Below are 15,238 nucleotides of genomic sequence, written 5' to 3' on the forward strand. Positions count from 1 at the left end.
CCCCCCCCCCTGGGCCGCCGACCCCCCCCGGCCCGCCGCCGGCCCGGCCTACGGCGACGACACGGTCGAGACAGCCGACCCGGACGATCCCCTGTCCGCCGGCTTCCAGCGCTGGCTGCAGGACATCGACCGGGCCGCCGCCCGCCCGGAGGTGCGTCGCTTCATCATGGGCCGTGCCATGGCGCGCACAGACCGCACAGTGGAGGCCCTGCGCGCGCTGGGCAAGCCCTTCCACTCCCACTCCGGTCACTCCGTGGCGCTGTCCCACCTGCTGATGGTGGACTTCACCCTCGGCGACTGACCGACGCCCCACGCCCGCCGTGTCGGGAAGGGTCCGGGACCGACCAGGTCAGGCGGCCTTGGCCGGCCACCAGACCTTCGGGCCGATGTCCCACACGAGGGCCGGGATCAGCAGCGTGCGCACCACCAGGGTGTCCAGCAGCACGCCGAAGGCCACGATGAACGCCAGCTGCACCATGAACATCAGCGGGATCACCGCGAGCGCGGCGAAGGTGGCCGCCAGCACGACGCCGGCCGAGGTGATGACCCCGCCCGTGACGGTGAGGGCGCGCAGCACGCCCGCCCGCGTGCCGTGCCGCGGCGTCTCCTCCCGCGCCCGGGTCATCAGGAAGATCGTGTAGTCGATCCCGAGGGCCACGAGGAAGACGAAGCCGTACAGCGGCACGGTGGGGTCGGCGTCCTCGAAGCCGAACACGTGCCGGAACACGAGGGCCGAGACGCCCAGGGCCGCACCGAAGCTGACCACGGTGGCCGCCACGAGCAGCACGGGCGCCAGGAGCGAGCGCAGCAGCACCGCGAGGATGACCAGCAGCATCGCGAGGATCAGCGGGATGACGACCCGCAGGTCGCGCTGCGTGGTGACGTTCGTGTCCAACGCCTGGGCCGCCGGGCCGCCCACGAGGATCTCGCCCGAGGTGGGGAGATCCGCGAGCCGGTCGCGCAGGCGGGCCACGGTCTGCTGCGCGGCGAGGGACTCGCCCGGGTCCGCCAGGGTGGCCGAGACCAGCACGCGGCCGTCCACCACGCGAGGCTGCGGCTCCGGCGCGGACGCGGCGCCCGTCCCGCCCTCCGCCTCGAGCGCGCTCGGGGGCGGGACCGCGGCGGTCCCGGGGGCGTCCGCGGTGACCTCCGCCTCGGCCACGCCGGGGTCCTCCGCGACGGCGGCGAGCACCGCCTCGGCGTCCCCGGCCGGCGCGAGGATCTGGGCGGGAGCGCCCGCGCCGGCGTCGAAGTGCTCGCTCAGCAGGGCCTGGGCCTGCCGGGCGTCGGAGTCGCCGAGCAGCACGTCCTCCTGGGCGACGCCGTCCGCGCGCAGCTGCAGCAGACCGCCGCAGAGGGCGAGGAGCCCGACCGTCGTGGCGACCCAGACGGGGCGGGGCCGGCGCGCGACGACGGCGCCCACCCGCGTCCACACCCCGTGGTCCTCCTCGAGGCCGGCGACGGGTCGGCCCGCGCCGTCGAACGGCGGGGTGAAGGCCCGGCCCCGGGCGGCATGGCGCTCCGCGCGACGGCGGGCGCGCTCGGGGGACGGGATCGTGGGCCAGAAGGCGGCCCGCCCGGTCAGCCGCAGCAGCGCCGGCAGCAGGGTCAGGGCGGCGAGCCACGCGAACGCCACACCCGTGGCGGCCACGGGGCCGAGGGAACGCGTCGAGTTGAGGTCCGAGGCCATCAGGATCAGCAGGGCGAGGGCCACGGTCGAGGCGGACGCGGTGATCGCGCCGAAGGACCCGCGCACGGCGGCCCGCAGCGCCTCCCCGACGTCCGCCCGGACCAGCAGCTCCTCGCGGTGCCGGGCCACGAGCAGGAGGCAGTAGTCCGTGGCCGCGCCGATCACGAGGATCGAGAGGATGCCCTGGGATTGGCCGTTGAGCTGGATCCAGCCCGCCACGGCCATCCCGTAGACGGCCACGATCGCGCCGCAGAGCGCGGCCACGGCCGTCAGGAGCACGAGGACCGGCAGCAGGACGGAGCGGTAGACCGCCACGAGGATCACGAACACCACCACGAGCGCCACGAGCAGCAGCCCGTCGATCCCCGCGAACGCGCCGCCCAGCTCCGCGACCAGGCCCGCCGGACCGCCCACGTGCCACTCGGTGTCCGCGGCCACGGTCCCGGCGAGGGCGGGCTCGGCGGCCGCCGGGTCCGCCACGACCTCCCGCAGGTCGGCCACCACGTCGGCCACGGGCCGCTCGGCCCCGGCCGAGGAGTCGACGAAGGCCAGGAACTGCACCGCCGCGCCGTCGTCGGAGGGGATCGGGCCGGCGACGTCGGCCACGCCCGGCACCTCGCCCAGCCGGCCCGCGAGGTCCGCGAGCGCGGGGAAGGCGGCCGCGGGGTCCGCGGTGCTCGCCGGACCCACGACGACGGCGGGCACGGCCTCGCCGTCCTGGAACGCCGCCGCCTCCTCCCCCGCGCGGGTGGACTCGGCCGACGCCGGCAGGAAGGTGGCCTGGTCGTTCGAGGAGACGTCGCCGATCTTGCCGAACACGGGGCCGCCCAGGCCGAGCACGGCGAACCAGACCACGGCGAGCGCCGCGGCCAGGCCCAGCCGCAGCCCCCGAGGGGGACGCCCCGGCGCGGCGGGGGTGCGGAAGGCGGAGAGGTCAGGCGGGGTGGGCATGCCACCGAGCGTAGGGGATGGTTCGATGATCAAACAACCATGGGGGCTGGCTAGACTCCCGGCCATGACCACGCAGCCCCCCTCCGCCCCCGCGGAGCACCTCGCCGTGGTCCACGCGCTGCGCGTCTTCAGCGAGAGCGCGGAGCACGCCGTCGACGAGGCCGGCCGCGGCGTCGGCCTGCACCGCACGGACCTCAGAGCCCTCGCGCTCCTGATGGCCCGCGCGGAGGCCGGTGAGCCCGTCACGGCCTCGGACCTCGGCGCCCACCTGCACCTCACCCGGGCCTCGGCCACCGCCCTCGTGGACCGCCTGGCCGCCGCGGGCCACGTCCGCCGCCGCCGGGACGAGGGCGACCGGCGGCGCGTGCTGGTGGAGCACACGGACACGGCCCGCCGCGACGGACAGCGCGCGTTCGAACCGATGTCCCAGCGGCTGAGCGCCGCCCTCGAGGGATTCTCCGCCGCGGAGCTGCGGGCCGCGGTGCGGGTGCTCGAGGCGGCCACCGCCGCACTGACGGACCCCGCCCCGGAGGACCCGTGACCCGACCGGCGCTCATCGGCCTGGACGGCCGCTCGGGGTCGGGCAAGACCGTCCTCGCCGCCGCGCTCGCGGCCCGGATCGCACCGTTCGCGCGGGTCGAGGTGATCGAGATCGAGTCCATGTACCGGGGCTGGGACGGGCTGGCCGCGGCGGTGGGCGACGACGGCCCCTATCCGGCCGCCGTCCGCGCGCTGCGGGAGCGGGGCACGGCGACCTGGACCACGTGGGACTGGCACCGCGCCGCCCCCGGCCCGCCGCGGTGGACCGCGCCGGCCGACGTCGTGGTGTGCGAGGGCGTGGGCGCGCTCAGCTCCGCCGCCCGACCGCTGCTCGACCTGGCGGTGTGGCTCGAGCTCGAGACCCCCGCCCGGCGCACGCGGGCGCTGGCCCGGGACGGCGAGACCTTCGCCCCGCACTGGGACCGCTGGGCCGCACAGGAGGAGGACTACCTGGCCCGGCACGCCCCGCGCGCCGCGGCGGACCTGATCCTGCGCCTGCCCTCCACCTGACGGCGGCGCCGCCCGGACCGGAGCGGTTCGCTCCGCTTAGGTGTAGCATCGGAGGCGGCGCGCCGCGTCCGGCCGCGTCCCACCCCAGCGCAAGGAGACCTCCCCTTCCCATGGCGACACTGCTCTACCGTCTCGGCCTCGGCGCCGCCCGCCGCCCCCTCCTCGTGATCCTCGCCTGGGTGCTCGCCCTGGCCCTCGCCGTCGGCGGGTTCCTCGCCTTCGGCGGCACGCTCTCCTCCACCGTCACCATCCCCGGCACCCCCACCGCCCAGGTCACGGACCGTCTCAAGGAGGAGTTCCCCGAAGCCTCCCGCGGCAGGGGCCAGGTCGTGTTCACCACCGAGGACGGCTCCCCCCTGACCGACGCCCAGCGCGAGCAGATCACCGCCCTGCTGGACGACGTCGCCGAGCAGCCGGCCGTGGAGGGCGTCGTGGACCCGTTCGAGGCCCAGGCCCAGCAGGACGACGCCCGCACCCGGCTGGACGAGGGCCGCACCGAGCTGGCCGACGGCGAGCAGCGCCTCGCGGACGGACGCCAGGAGATCGAGGACGGCCGGGCCGAGCTCGAGCGTCGCACGGCCGAGGCCGACGCGGGCGAGCAGCGCCTGGCCGAGGCCGCCGCCCAGCTGGAGGAGGGGCAGGCGAAGCTCGACGCCGCGCGCGCCGACCTCGAGGAGCGTGGCCTGGACGCCCTGCCGGCCGAGGCCCTGGCCCCGCTCCGGGAGGCCGAGCAGCAGGTGGCCGAAGGCCAGGAGCAGCTCGACGCCGGCCGCGCCGAGCTCGAGGAGCAGGCGGAGCGCCTCGAGGCCGGCCAGGCCAAGCTCGACGCACAGCGTCAGGAGCTCGAGGCCGCGCAGGCCGAGCTCGACGCCCGGTGGGCCGAGCTCGAGGCCGGGCAGGCCGAGCTCGACGCCCGGGCCGAGCAGCTGGCCGCGGGCCGCACCGAGCTCGAGCAGGCCCGGGACGCCGCCCTGGCCGAGGCCGAGGCCGCCGGCGTCCCGGCGGAGCAGGTCGCCGCGCAGTTCGCCGACCAGGAGGCGCAGCTCGCCGCCGGCGAGGCACAGCTGGCGGCCGGTCAGGACCAGGCCGACGCCGCCCGCGCGCAGCTGGAGGCCGCCCAGGCCGAGGCCGACGCGGGCGCCGAACAGCTCGCGGCCGCCCAGGCGGAGGCCGACGACGGCGCCGCCCGACTCGCCGCCGGCCGGCAGCAGCTGCAGGAGTCCGAGGCCGAGCTCGAGGCCGGCCGCGAGCAGGTGGCCGCGGGACGGCAGCAGGCCCTGGACGCGGCCGAGGCCGAGCTCGACGCGCAGCAGCAGAAGATCGACGAGGGCCGGGCCGAGTACGAGCGCGGCGTCGCCGAGCTCGAGGACGGCCGGGCCCAGCTGGCCGCCGGCGCGGAGCGCCTGGACCAGGCCGAGGCCGACCTCGCCGACGGCCGCGCCGAGCTGGACGACGGCCGCGTCGAGGCCGAGCGCGGCGAGCGCACCCTGGCCCTCGCGGAGGACTTCCGCACCGTGTCCGAGGACGGCAGCACCGCCGTCGGGATCGTCACCTTCACCACGCCGACCCCGGACGTCACCGCCGAGGACAAGGAGGCGGTCACCGGCGCCCTCACCGGCGCGGACATCGACGGCGTCGCCGTGCATCCCTCCCAGGAGCTCAACGCCACCGTGTCCTCCCTGCTCGGCCCGGGCGAGGTCGTGGGCCTCGTGGTCGCCGCGATCGTGCTGGTGGTCATGCTCGGCACCCTCGTGGGCGCGGGTCTGCCGCTGGTCAACGCGCTGGTGGGCGTGGGCGTGGGCGCCGCCGGGGCGCTCGCGTTCTCCTCCGCCGTGGAGATGATCTCCGTGACCCCGGTGCTCGGGGTGATGCTGGGCCTGGCCGTGGGCATCGACTACGCGCTGTTCATCGTCAACCGGCACCGCCAGGAGCTGCGTCGCGGCACGGGCCTGCACGAGTCGATCGCGCTGGCCAACGGCACCTCCGGCAACGCCGTGGTGTTTGCCGGCATCACCGTGATCGTCGCCCTCGTGGGCCTGAACGTCACCGGCATCCCGTTCCTGGGCCTGATGGGCACCGTGGGCGCGGTCTGCGTGGCCGTGGCCGTGCTGGTGGCCGTCACCCTGACCCCGGCCCTGCTCTCCCTGGCCGGGATGCGGATCCTCTCGAAGAAGGAGCGGGCCCGCCTCGCCGACGAGGGTCCCGCCTCCGTCGCCGAGGGCTCCGCCGCCGTGCGCCGCGCCGGGCGCCGCTCGACCATGTCCACCCCGGCCGCGATCGCCTCGGCCCTGGCGGCCGTCGCCCTGCTGGTGCTCGTGGCCCTGCCGGTCGGCTCGATGCGCCTGGGCCTGCCGGACGGCGGGTCCGAGCCGGAGGGCTCCGACTCGCAGGTTGCGTACGAGCTCACCGCCGAGAAGTTCGGCGAGGGCTACAACGGCCCGCTCGTGGTGACCGTGGACCTGCCCGCCGGCCTGGACGAGGACGCGGCCGAGGACGCCCGCCTGGCGGTGGGCGAGCAGCTCGCCGGCCTCGAGCACGCGCACGCCGTGGTGCCCGCGGGCTTCAACGAGGACCGCACCGTCACCATGTTCCAGGTGCTGCCCGAGGAGGGCCCGAACGCCGTCTCCACCGAGGAGCTGGTGCGCGACCTGCGCGCCACCGAGCCGGCCGGCGAGGCCTCCAACCTCGGCGTGGCCGGCATGACCAGCGGGTTCATCGACGTCTCGGAGAAGCTCTCCGACGCCCTGCCCCTCTACCTGGGCGTGGTGGTGGGCCTGTCCCTGCTGATCATGGTGCTGGTGTTCCGCTCGATCCTGGTGCCGCTGATCGCCACCGGCGGGTTCGTGCTCTCCATGTTCGCCGCCATGGGCGGCGTGGTGGCCATCTACCAGTGGGGCTGGCTCGGCTCGGTGTTCGGGGTCCACAACCCCGGCCCCGTGCTCAGCTTCCTGCCGACCATCATGATCGGCGTGCTGTTCGGCCTGGCCATGGACTACCAGCTGTTCATCGCCTCCGGCATGCGCGAGGCCTACGCCCACGGCCTGCCCGCCCGCCAGGCCGTGCTGACCGGCCTGCGCTCGGGCCGGGCCGTCGTGATCGCCGCGGCGATCATCATGATCTCCGTGTTCGGCGGGTTCATCTTCGCCCACGACGCGATGATCCGCCCGATGGGCTTCGGCCTGGCCTTCGGCGTGCTGCTGGACGCGTTCGTGGTGCGCCTGCTCCTGATGCCGGCGCTGATGCACCTGCTCGGCGAGAAGGCGTGGTGGCTGCCGCGCTGGCTCGACCGGATCATGCCGGACGTGGACGTGGAGGGCGCCCAGCTCGAGCGCGCCCACGCCCCGGCGCAGCCCTCCGTCCCCGCCCCGGACGGCGGCGCCCACCGGGCCTGACCGCCCCCGACTGATGCCCGCCCCCGGCCCCGATCGGCCGGGGGCGGGCGTCTATCCTGGGCGGATGCGTCCCACCGCCTTCTCCCCCGCCGCCGGCTCGCCCGTCCTCGTCCTGCTCGAGACGGACGCGGACGGCGCCCCCGCCCCGCGGCTCGCGGACCCGGCCGTCCCGCACCTGAGCGTCACGGACCAGGGGGTCACGCGCGGCGACGGCATCTTCGAGACGGCGCTCGCCGTCGCCGACGGGCTCGGGACCCTGCGCATGCGCAAGCTCGGAGCCCACCTCGGCCGGCTGGCCGCGTCCGCCGCCGCCCTGCAGCTGGCCGCCCCCGAGGCGGCGGCGTGGGAGGCCGCCGTCGCGCTCGGCCTGCGGGCGTTCACCGAGGCCAACGACGTCGCGCCCGGGGACCGTCTCGCCGTGCGCCTGACCGTCACCCGCGGCCCGGACGCGGCTCCCGGCGCGGTGCCCACGCCCACCGCGTGGGCGCTGCTGAGCCCGGCCCCGGCGATCCAGGACGAGGAGCGGCAGCGGGGGCTGCGGGTGCTGCTGCTGGACCGCGGCATCGACTCGCAGGCCCCCGAGCGCTCCCCGTGGCTGCTCACCGGCGCGAAGACCCTCTCCTACGCCGTGAACATGGCCGCCCTGCGCTACGCCCGCGCGCACGGCGCCGACGACGTCGTCTTCACCAGCGCGGACGGCTACCTGCTCGAGGGCCCCACCTCCACGGTGCTGATCGTGCGCACCGGGGAGGACGGCGTCCGCCGCCTCCTCACCCCGCTGCGCCAGAAGGGCATCCTCGCCGGCACGTCGCAGGCCGTGATCTTCGCGGCCGCCCACGCGGACGGCTGGGAGCTCGGCTACGGCCCGCTCGTCCCGGCGGACCTCCAGGGCGCCGAGGGCGTCTGGCTCGTCTCCTCGGTGCGCGGCGTCCTGCCGGTGCGCGCCGTCGACGGCGTCGAGATCCCCGTGGACCACGAGCTCACCGGCATGCTGCAGGCCCATCTGGACGCCGACGGCGACCCCGGCCGGCACGTCAGCGGCGACCCGGTGCCCACCGCGGGCTAGGCTGGGGACCGGCCCGTCCGGCGTCGTCGGCCGCGGCCGCAACCGCACGTGAGATCCCCGACCACGGAAGGCGCACCATGAACACGCTCGCCCAGAAGGCCCTGTCCGCCGGCATCACGCTGGTCGGCGGCATCGTCGGCTCCCGCGTGGTGGCGGGCGGCTGGCGGCTCGTCACCGGCCACAGCGCCCCGAACGACGCGGCCGACGAGACGCTGCCCCTCATCGAGGCCCTGTCCTTCGCGTTCATCTCCGCGGGCGTCGCGGCGCTGCTGAAGGTCGCCGGCCAGCGCGGCGCCGGCGCCGCGATCCGCAAGGTGTCCGAGTCCACCGCGCACCGCGTGGACCACGAGGTCTGAGCCGCCCCGCCACCACCACGACGACGGCCGCCGCCCGGAGGGATCCGGACGGCGGCCGTCGTGCTATGCGGGGTGGTGTCAGCGGCGCCCGCGCGGCCGGGCGCCGGCGCGGCGCGGCCCGGGGTCCGCCGGGGGCTCGGCGCGACGGACGACGGCGGCCAGCTCGTCCCGGTGCAACAGCTCACGGCGGGCGTGCTTGGTGCGGTAGCCCGTACGGCCCACCAGGTGGGAGGCCACCGGGGCCGTGACCATCTGGGTGACCCACGCCAGCAACAGCACGGGCAGCCACACCCACGACCGCCACTCGATCGCCAGCCCGGCGAGCATGAGCAGCAGGCCGAGGACCTGCGGCTTGGCGGCGGCGTGCATGCGGGCCAGCAGGTCCGGGAGCACGAACAGGCCCACGCCGGCCACCAGGGAGAAGAAGGCACCGCTGACGAGCAGGAACGCGGCCAGCCAGTCCAGGAGCGTGGCGGTGTCGGTCATCGGCCCTCCTCCCCGCCCGGCACGTCCGTGGTGCCGGGCACGCGCGCCTGGTCCTCGAGCGAGTGGTCCGGGCGCCGGTCCTCCGCGAAGCGCGCCACCGTCACCGAGCCGACGAAGCCGACGGTGGCGGCCAGCACCACGAGGACCACGTGGTGGGTGTGGCGGTGCACGGCCATCTCCAGGACGAGCATCCCGGAGAACACCACGAGCAGCACGTCCGTGGCGACCGCCCGGTCCAGCAGCGAGGGGCCGCGCACGATCCGGTAGAGCGCACCGACGGCGCCGACCACGAGCAGCGCCCCGCCGGCCCACGTGGCCAGGTCCATGGGGTCCATCAGGCCTCCTCCTTCGGGGGGCGGGCGGCGGGGGGCGCCGAACTCGGGAAGCGGCGGACCAGCTCGAGGTCCTCACGCGTGCCGACGGCGCGGATGATGCCCGCCTCCACGTCGAGGGCCTTGGCGCGGAAGCCCGCCACGTCCTCGTCCGTGGTCGCGTCGAGCACGTGCAGGTACAGGACGGAGCGGACCCGGTCCACGTCCAGCACGATCGAGCCCGGCACCAGGGCCAGGGCGTGGCTGACGAGCGTGATGATGAGGTCGTCGTGGCTGCGCAGCGGGACGCCCACGATCGAGCCGCGGGCGCGGCGGCCACGCAGCAGCACCGTCCCGGCCACGTTGACTGAGGCGCGCACGACGTCGACGAGGAACCGCACCGTGAACACGAGGGACCACCAGGGGTTCAGACGGCCGCTGAACGGGATGCTCGGCATCGGGAAGAGCCCGATGATCAGCAGCGCGAAGGCGAGGCCGGTCAGGGCCACGTGCGGAGCGAAGTCCTGCCACAGGGCGCACCACACGGCCACCATCACGAGGATCAGCGGCCACTGGGCCACGATGCCCCGGATCCGGTCGGGGCGCACCACGCCGCGGCGGGCGGAGTCACTTCCGGGCATCGTGCACCTCCGTCGGGTCGACGCTGAGGGTGGCCGCGGCCCGCTCGGCCGCGGCGTCGTCGAGCACCGCCGCGATGTAGGGCGAGCGGTCGAGCATGTCCGTGGCGGCCTCGTCGGCCAGCGCGAACAGCGGACCGGCGGCCACCGTGAACACCAGCGTCAGGCCCACGAGCGCCGTGGTGGGCAGCACGAGGCCCGGCTCGAGCGGGCGGGGGCGCTCGCCACGGGCGACGGCCCGCTCGTAGGCGGCCACGAGCTGGGCGGGCGGGTGCTCCACGTCCTCGACGCGGCGCCAGAACGCGCGGGTCCACACGCGCACCACCACGAGCAGGGTCAGCAGGGACACGAGCAGGGACACGCCCACCAGCGTGTAGGCCAGGGGCGTGGCCTGCTCGACGCCGCCGCGCAGCAGGCCGACCTTGCCGAGGAAGCCGGAGAACGGCGGGATGCCGCCGAGGTTGAGCGCGGGCACGAGGAACAGGACGCTCACGAACGGGGAGACCTTCGCCAGGGACCCGAGGCGGTCGATGTTCGCTGTGCCGGCGCGGTTCTCGATCAGGCCCGTGACGAGGAAGAGCGCGGTCTGCACGGTGATGTGATGGGCCACGTAGTACACGGTGGCCGCCAGCCCCGCCTCCGTGGCCAGGCCCAGGCCGAAGATCATGTAGCCGATGTGGGAGACGAGGATGAAGGACAGGATGCGCTTGATGTCCGTCTGGGCCAGCGCGCCGAGGATGCCCACCACCATGGTCAGCGCGGCCACCACGAGCAGGAGCGCGTTGACGTGCTCCCCCGGGAAGAGCAGCGTCTCGGTGCGGATCATCGCGTACACGCCCACCTTGGTGAGCAGGCCCGCGAACACCGCGGTCACCGGGGCGGGCGCGGTGGGGTACGAGTCCGGCAGCCAGAAGGACAGCGGGAACACGGCCGCCTTGATGCCGAAGCCCACCAGGAGCAGCACGTGCAGGACCATCTGCACGTCGGTGGGCAGCTCGCCCAGCTTCACGGCCAGGTCCGCCATGTTCACGGTGCCGGTGGCCGCGTAGATCATCGCGATCGCGATCAGGAACACCACCGAGGAGAGCACGGAGACCACCACGTAGGTGACGCCCGCGCGGATGCGCTGGGCGGTGCCCCCCATGGTCAGCAGCACGTAGGAGGACGTCAGGAGGATCTCGAAGCCCACGTAGAGGTTGAACAGGTCGCCGGCGAGGAACGCGTTGGACACGCCCGCCACGAGGATCAGGAACGTGGGGTGGAAGATCGAGACCGGCCCACCCTCGTCCCGGTTGATCAGCCCCTGCGCCGAGGCGTACAGCAGCACCGCCAGGGTGATCAGCGCCGACACCACGAGCATGAGGGCCGAGAGCCGATCCACCACGAGGCTGATGCCCAGCGGGGCCGGCCAGCCGCCGAGGTGGACGGCCGCGACCCCGGTGTCCCAGACCGCGGCCAGCAGCAGCGCGTCCAGCACGAGGGTGAGCACGAGCGCGGAGACCGTGACGGTGATCTGCGCGCGGGGGCGGCGCACGAGCATGAAGGTCACGGCCGCGCCCAGCACGGGCAGCATGACGGCCAGCGGGGCCAGGTCGGTCAGGGGGAGGGTGCCGATGCTCACGGGCGCGGCCCCCCGTCGGCGCGGTGGGCACGGACGGCGGACGCCGGGCCGGGATGGGCGGGCGGCGTGGGTGAGGCGTGGCGCACGTGGGGTCGGGACTCCGTGGCGTGCTCGTAGTGGGCGTTGGGGTCCGCGGCGTCGTCCAGGAACTCCGAGGACTCCTCCACGAGCTCCGCGTCGTCCTCCGCGTCCCAGGCGGGCATCCGGGCGATCTTGACGTCCTCCGCGTCCACCTCGACCTCGTCCTCGCGGACGAGCAGCCACGAGCGGTAGATCATGGCGGTCAGGAACGCGATCACGGCGAAGCCGATCACGATCGCGGTGAGGATCAGCGCCTGCGGCAGCGTGTCCGCGTACTCGTGCGGGTCCCGTCCGCGCACGAACAGCGGGGCCAGGCCCGTGCCGCCCGAGGAGAGGAACAGCAGCATGATGGCGCCGTTGTTGATCAGCACGATGCCGAGCAGGATGCGCGTCAGGCTGCGCTCGAGCACGAGGTAGATGCCCCCGGCGAACATCACGCCCATGGCCAGGAGCAGGGCCAGGTCGACGGTCATCATCGGGCGGCCTCCTGGGTGGACGGAGTGGACGGGGTGGGCATGCGCGGATGGCGACGGCGGGCCGCGGCGCGCAGGCGGGCGCGGCGGGCCTCCTCGCCCCGGCGGTCCACCTCGCCGCCGAGCGAGCGCAGCACGTCGATCACGAGGCCGACCACCACGAGGTACACGCCAATGTCGAACGCCGTGGCCGAGACCAGCTTGAGGGAGTCGCCGAACAGCGGCAGGTCGGTGAACTCCACCACGTAGGACTGCAGGATCTGGCCGCCGAAGAAGAGCGGGGCGATGCCCGTGAGCGTCGCGACGGCCAGGCCGAGGCCGATCATCGGCCCGGCCGGGATCACGGAGGCCTCCTGCAGCTCGTACCGGCCGCCGGCCAGGAACCGCAGGGTCAGGGCCAGGCCCGCGAGCAGGCCGCCGGCGAAGCCGCCGCCGGGGGTGTTGTGCCCGGCCAGCAGCAGGTAGACGGAGAACAGCATCATGATCGGGAACATGAAGCGCGTGACGACCTCGAGGATGATCGAGCGCCGCTCCGGGGCCATGGTGTGCCCGGCCACGAGCCACTGCCCGTCCCGGTCGTCCACGGCGAAGCTGCGCACCACCGAGAGCTCCCGGGTGCCCAGCGCCGAGTCGGTGCCGAAGTCGCCGACGGAGCCGGGGGCGACGTCGTCGATGCTGCGGGTGCGCCCGTCGCGGTGCTGCAGGAAGATCAGGGAGGCGACGCCGGTGGCCGCGGCGGCCAGCACGCTGATCTCGCCCCAGGTGTCCCACGCGCGGATGTCCACGAGGGTGACGTTCACGGCGTTCGTGCCGTAGCCGTCCGTGTAGGCCAGCTCCGGCATGGGCAGGGAGATCCGCTCCGCCGTGCGGGCGGCGAGCGCGGTGGCGGCGATCCACATCATGGTCAGGGCGAAGCCGCCGGCGACCGCCATGCGGGCGATCCGCCGCGAGCCGGTCCGGCGGTCGTGCCAGTCCGGCGGCAGCACGCGCAGGCCCAGGATGAGGGTGACCAGGATGATGGTCTCCACGAGGACCTGGGTGATCGCGAGGTCCGGGGCGCCGCGCAGGGCGAACAGGGCGGCGGCGCCGTAGCCGGTCACGGACACCAGCATGATCGCCTTGAAGCGGCGGCGGGCGCGGACGGCGAACACGGTGGCGACGGCGATCATCAGCACCACGACCAGCTGCGCCGGGGTCTGGAACCACGCGACGTCAGCGGAGAGGAACGAGGTGGCCAGCGTGCGCTCGCTGCGCCCCACGGGGAAGAGCAGGAACGCGGCCGGCAGCAGGAACGCGGTGGCCAGGATGATGCCCAGGTAGCGGCGCAGGGAGCCGGTCTGGGTGCGCCCCGTGACCCAGATGGCGACCTCGTCGAGGGCGCCGGTGATCTTCCGGTACGTGCGCAGGGCGTCGACCGGGAACTCGACGCGGCGCTGGAACGCCTCGACTCCCGGCCGGCCGAGGGCGAGCAGCGCGCCGAGCACCCAGACCCCCGCGGAGAGGGCGAGGATGGGCGTCCAGCCGTGCCACAGGGCCAGGTAGGCCGGCGCCTCCTCCGGGTCCAGCGGCGGCAGGGAGCCCGTGTGGGCGGTGATGATCCCCTCCACCGGGCCGGGCAGGAAGGCGAGCACCAGGCCGGCGAGCGCGAGCAGCGCGGCCGGGGCCAGCTCGAGGGTGGTGACGCGGGTGTGGAAGCGCGTGACGGGGACCGCGGCCCCCTCCTCGTCCCGCTTGGCGGCGAACGAGCCCCACAGGAACCGCCACGTGTAGGCGAAGGTGAGCACCGAGCCCACGGTCATGAGCACGAGCGGCGTCCAGCCCCACACGTCCGCGTGCGCCACGCCGTGGGCGGCCAGGCCCTCCAGGACGGACTCCTTGGCCACGAAGCCGAACAGCGGAGGCAGGCCGGCCATGGACAGGCCCGCCACCACGGCGACGGCGGCCAGGGCCGGGTGGCGGCGGCCGATCCCGGAGAGCTGGCGCAGATCGCGCGTGCCGGCCTCGTGGTCGATGATGCCGACCACCATGAACAGGGGGGCCTTGAACACCGCGTGGGCCAGGAGCATGGCGAGGCCGGCCATGGCGGCGTCGCGGGTGCCCAGCCCGTTGGCCACCATGAGGAAGCCGAGCTGGGAGACCGTGCCATACGCGAGGACGAGCTTGATGTCTGTCTGCCGCAGGGCGCGCCAGCCGCCGAGCAGCAGGGTCCACAGACCCACGCCGATCACGAGGACCTGCCACATGGCGAGGCCGTGGAACTCCGGGGCCAGGCGGGCCACGAGGAAGACGCCGGCCTTCACCATGGCCGCCGCGTGCAGGTACGCGGACACGGGGGTCGGCGCGGCCATCGCGCCCGGCAGCCAGAAGTGGAAGGGGGCCTGGGCGGACTTCGTGAGGGCGCCGATCAGCACCAGGGCGACGGCGACCTCGAGCAGCCCGCGCAGCCCGGCGTCGGCCATGAGGGCGGGGGCGGCCTCGAGGACCCCGGAGATCCGCCAGGACCCGGCGAAGTGGGCCAGCATGATCAGGCCCGCGAGCATGGCCAGGCCGCCGAACGTGGTGACGATCAGGGCGGTGATGGCGGAGCGGCGGGCGAAGATGCGGTGGCCCGAGTAGCCGATCAGCAGGAAGGACAGGACGGACGTGATCTCCCAGAAGGTGTAGAGCACCATCAGGTCGTCCGTGGTGACGAGCCCGAACATCGCGCCGGCGAACGCCAGCAGCTGCCCGCCGAACACCGCGTTGCGCGGCTCGTGCTCCCGGAAGTAGCGGGCGCAGTAGGCCAGGACCAGCGCGCCGACTCCCAGCACGATCAGGGACATGAACGCGGCCAGCACGTCCATGCGGAACGCGAGCTCGGTCTCGAGGTACGGCACCCACGGCACGGCGCGGTCCAGGCGCGCCGCCGAGGCCGGGACCGGCCGGCCGGCGTCGAGCGCCTCCTGCAGCGCGAACACGTGCGGCAGCTGAGTGAGCAGCCAAACGAAGCCCGCCGCGGGAGCGGCGGCGAGCAGATAGAACCCCTGACGTCCCGTCCACCGGAAGAGCACCGGGGCGGCGAGCGCGACGACGAAGAGCGCGGTCAGGATGACGAGCATGCGGTCCCTTCGTCAGGCACGGGCG

General features: G+C 74.8%; 13 protein-coding genes. 6 read left to right on the top strand and 7 right to left on the bottom strand.

Features of this window, described 5'->3' with window-relative positions; genetic code table 11:
* A partial coding sequence (locus KVS67_RS06270; RefSeq protein ID WP_217565130.1) for a hypothetical protein occupies window positions 1-301 on the top strand: 301 nt, incomplete at its 5' end.
* 48 nt (window positions 302-349) lie between these two features.
* Here KVS67_RS06270 and KVS67_RS06275 read toward each other — a convergent pair.
* A complete protein-coding gene (locus tag KVS67_RS06275) occupies window positions 350-2,641 on the bottom strand; it encodes an MMPL family transporter (RefSeq protein WP_217565131.1) in 2,292 nt (763 codons plus the stop codon).
* Between the two features lie 64 nt (window positions 2,642-2,705).
* Between KVS67_RS06275 and KVS67_RS06280 the strand changes: the two genes are divergently transcribed.
* The 5 genes from KVS67_RS06280 (at window position 2,706) to KVS67_RS06300 (ending at window position 8,505) form a co-directional block, all read left to right on the top strand.
* Window positions 2,706-3,182 carry a MarR family winged helix-turn-helix transcriptional regulator gene (locus KVS67_RS06280; RefSeq protein ID WP_036383657.1) on the top strand — a complete coding sequence of 159 codons (477 nt, stop codon included), beginning with the start codon at window positions 2,706-2,708 and terminating at the stop codon, window positions 3,180-3,182.
* Complete coding sequence (locus KVS67_RS06285; protein WP_036383655.1) at window positions 3,179-3,691, top strand: para-aminobenzoate synthase component I; 513 nt, start codon at window positions 3,179-3,181, stop codon at window positions 3,689-3,691. The genes KVS67_RS06280 and KVS67_RS06285 overlap by 4 nt, the downstream gene beginning before the upstream one ends.
* A 110-nt stretch (window positions 3,692-3,801) precedes the next feature.
* Window positions 3,802-7,083 (top strand): MMPL family transporter, encoded by a 3,282-nt coding sequence (locus KVS67_RS06290; RefSeq protein ID WP_041104530.1) that lies wholly within the window; start codon window positions 3,802-3,804, stop codon window positions 7,081-7,083.
* 64 nt (window positions 7,084-7,147) lie between these two features.
* On the top strand, window positions 7,148-8,149 hold the full coding sequence (locus KVS67_RS06295; RefSeq protein ID WP_036383651.1) for an aminotransferase class IV: 1,002 nt from the start codon (window positions 7,148-7,150) through the stop codon (window positions 8,147-8,149).
* A gap of 77 nt (window positions 8,150-8,226) precedes the next feature.
* Window positions 8,227-8,505, top strand: a complete 279-nt coding sequence (locus tag KVS67_RS06300; protein ID WP_036383649.1) for a DUF4235 domain-containing protein — start codon at window positions 8,227-8,229, stop codon at window positions 8,503-8,505.
* Between the two features lie 78 nt (window positions 8,506-8,583).
* Here KVS67_RS06300 and mnhG read toward each other — a convergent pair whose 3' ends face one another.
* The 6 genes from mnhG to KVS67_RS06330 are packed head-to-tail and all read right to left on the bottom strand — an operon-like array spanning window position 8,584 to window position 15,213.
* Window positions 8,584-8,991, bottom strand: coding sequence for a monovalent cation/H(+) antiporter subunit G (gene mnhG, locus KVS67_RS06305; protein WP_036383647.1), 408 nt, complete (start codon window positions 8,989-8,991; stop codon window positions 8,584-8,586).
* On the bottom strand, window positions 8,988-9,326 hold the full coding sequence (locus KVS67_RS06310) for a monovalent cation/H+ antiporter complex subunit F (protein ID WP_036383645.1): 339 nt from the start codon (window positions 9,324-9,326) through the stop codon (window positions 8,988-8,990). The genes mnhG and KVS67_RS06310 overlap by 4 nt, the downstream gene beginning before the upstream one ends.
* Window positions 9,326-9,943: a Na+/H+ antiporter subunit E gene (locus KVS67_RS06315; RefSeq protein WP_036383643.1), complete on the bottom strand. Its 618-nt coding sequence runs from the start codon at window positions 9,941-9,943 to the stop codon at window positions 9,326-9,328. Before KVS67_RS06315 ends, KVS67_RS06310 begins: the two co-directional genes overlap by 1 nt.
* A complete protein-coding gene (locus KVS67_RS06320) occupies window positions 9,930-11,561 on the bottom strand; it encodes a Na+/H+ antiporter subunit D (protein ID WP_036383641.1) in 1,632 nt (543 codons plus the stop codon). The genes KVS67_RS06315 and KVS67_RS06320 overlap by 14 nt, the downstream gene beginning before the upstream one ends.
* The gene (locus KVS67_RS06325) at window positions 11,558-12,118 is read right to left on the bottom strand and encodes an NADH-quinone oxidoreductase subunit K (protein WP_078025521.1); all 561 of its coding nucleotides are present in this window, start codon (window positions 12,116-12,118) and stop codon (window positions 11,558-11,560) included. The genes KVS67_RS06320 and KVS67_RS06325 overlap by 4 nt, the downstream gene beginning before the upstream one ends.
* On the bottom strand, window positions 12,115-15,213 hold the full coding sequence (locus tag KVS67_RS06330) for a Na+/H+ antiporter subunit A (RefSeq protein ID WP_135040357.1): 3,099 nt from the start codon (window positions 15,211-15,213) through the stop codon (window positions 12,115-12,117). Before KVS67_RS06330 ends, KVS67_RS06325 begins: the two co-directional genes overlap by 4 nt.
* Window positions 15,214-15,238 lie beyond the last annotated feature (25 nt).

Origin of the sequence: Micrococcus sp. GbtcB5 (genome assembly GCF_019091605.1) — a bacterium.
Taxonomy (GTDB): Bacteria; Actinomycetota; Actinomycetes; order Actinomycetales; family Micrococcaceae; genus Micrococcus; species Micrococcus luteus.

Excerpts from the sequence above, each read along its gene's own strand:
- KVS67_RS06275 (WP_217565131.1), bottom strand. The coding sequence starts at position 2,641 with ATGCCCACCCCGCCTGACCTCTCCGCCTTCCGCACCCCCGCCGCGCCG.
- KVS67_RS06310 (WP_036383645.1), bottom strand. The coding sequence starts at position 9,326 with ATGGACCCCATGGACCTGGCCACGTGGGCCGGCGGGGCGCTGCTCGTG.
- KVS67_RS06330 (WP_135040357.1), bottom strand. The coding sequence starts at position 15,213 with ATGCTCGTCATCCTGACCGCGCTCTTCGTCGTCGCGCTCGCCGCCCCG.
- KVS67_RS06290 (WP_041104530.1), top strand. The coding sequence starts at position 3,802 with ATGGCGACACTGCTCTACCGTCTCGGCCTCGGCGCCGCCCGCCGCCCC.
- KVS67_RS06295 (WP_036383651.1), top strand. The coding sequence starts at position 7,148 with ATGCGTCCCACCGCCTTCTCCCCCGCCGCCGGCTCGCCCGTCCTCGTC.
- KVS67_RS06300 (WP_036383649.1), top strand. The coding sequence starts at position 8,227 with ATGAACACGCTCGCCCAGAAGGCCCTGTCCGCCGGCATCACGCTGGTC.
- mnhG (WP_036383647.1), bottom strand. The coding sequence starts at position 8,991 with ATGACCGACACCGCCACGCTCCTGGACTGGCTGGCCGCGTTCCTGCTC.
- KVS67_RS06315 (WP_036383643.1), bottom strand. The coding sequence starts at position 9,943 with ATGCCCGGAAGTGACTCCGCCCGCCGCGGCGTGGTGCGCCCCGACCGG.
- KVS67_RS06280 (WP_036383657.1), top strand. The coding sequence starts at position 2,706 with ATGACCACGCAGCCCCCCTCCGCCCCCGCGGAGCACCTCGCCGTGGTC.
- KVS67_RS06325 (WP_078025521.1), bottom strand. The coding sequence starts at position 12,118 with ATGATGACCGTCGACCTGGCCCTGCTCCTGGCCATGGGCGTGATGTTC.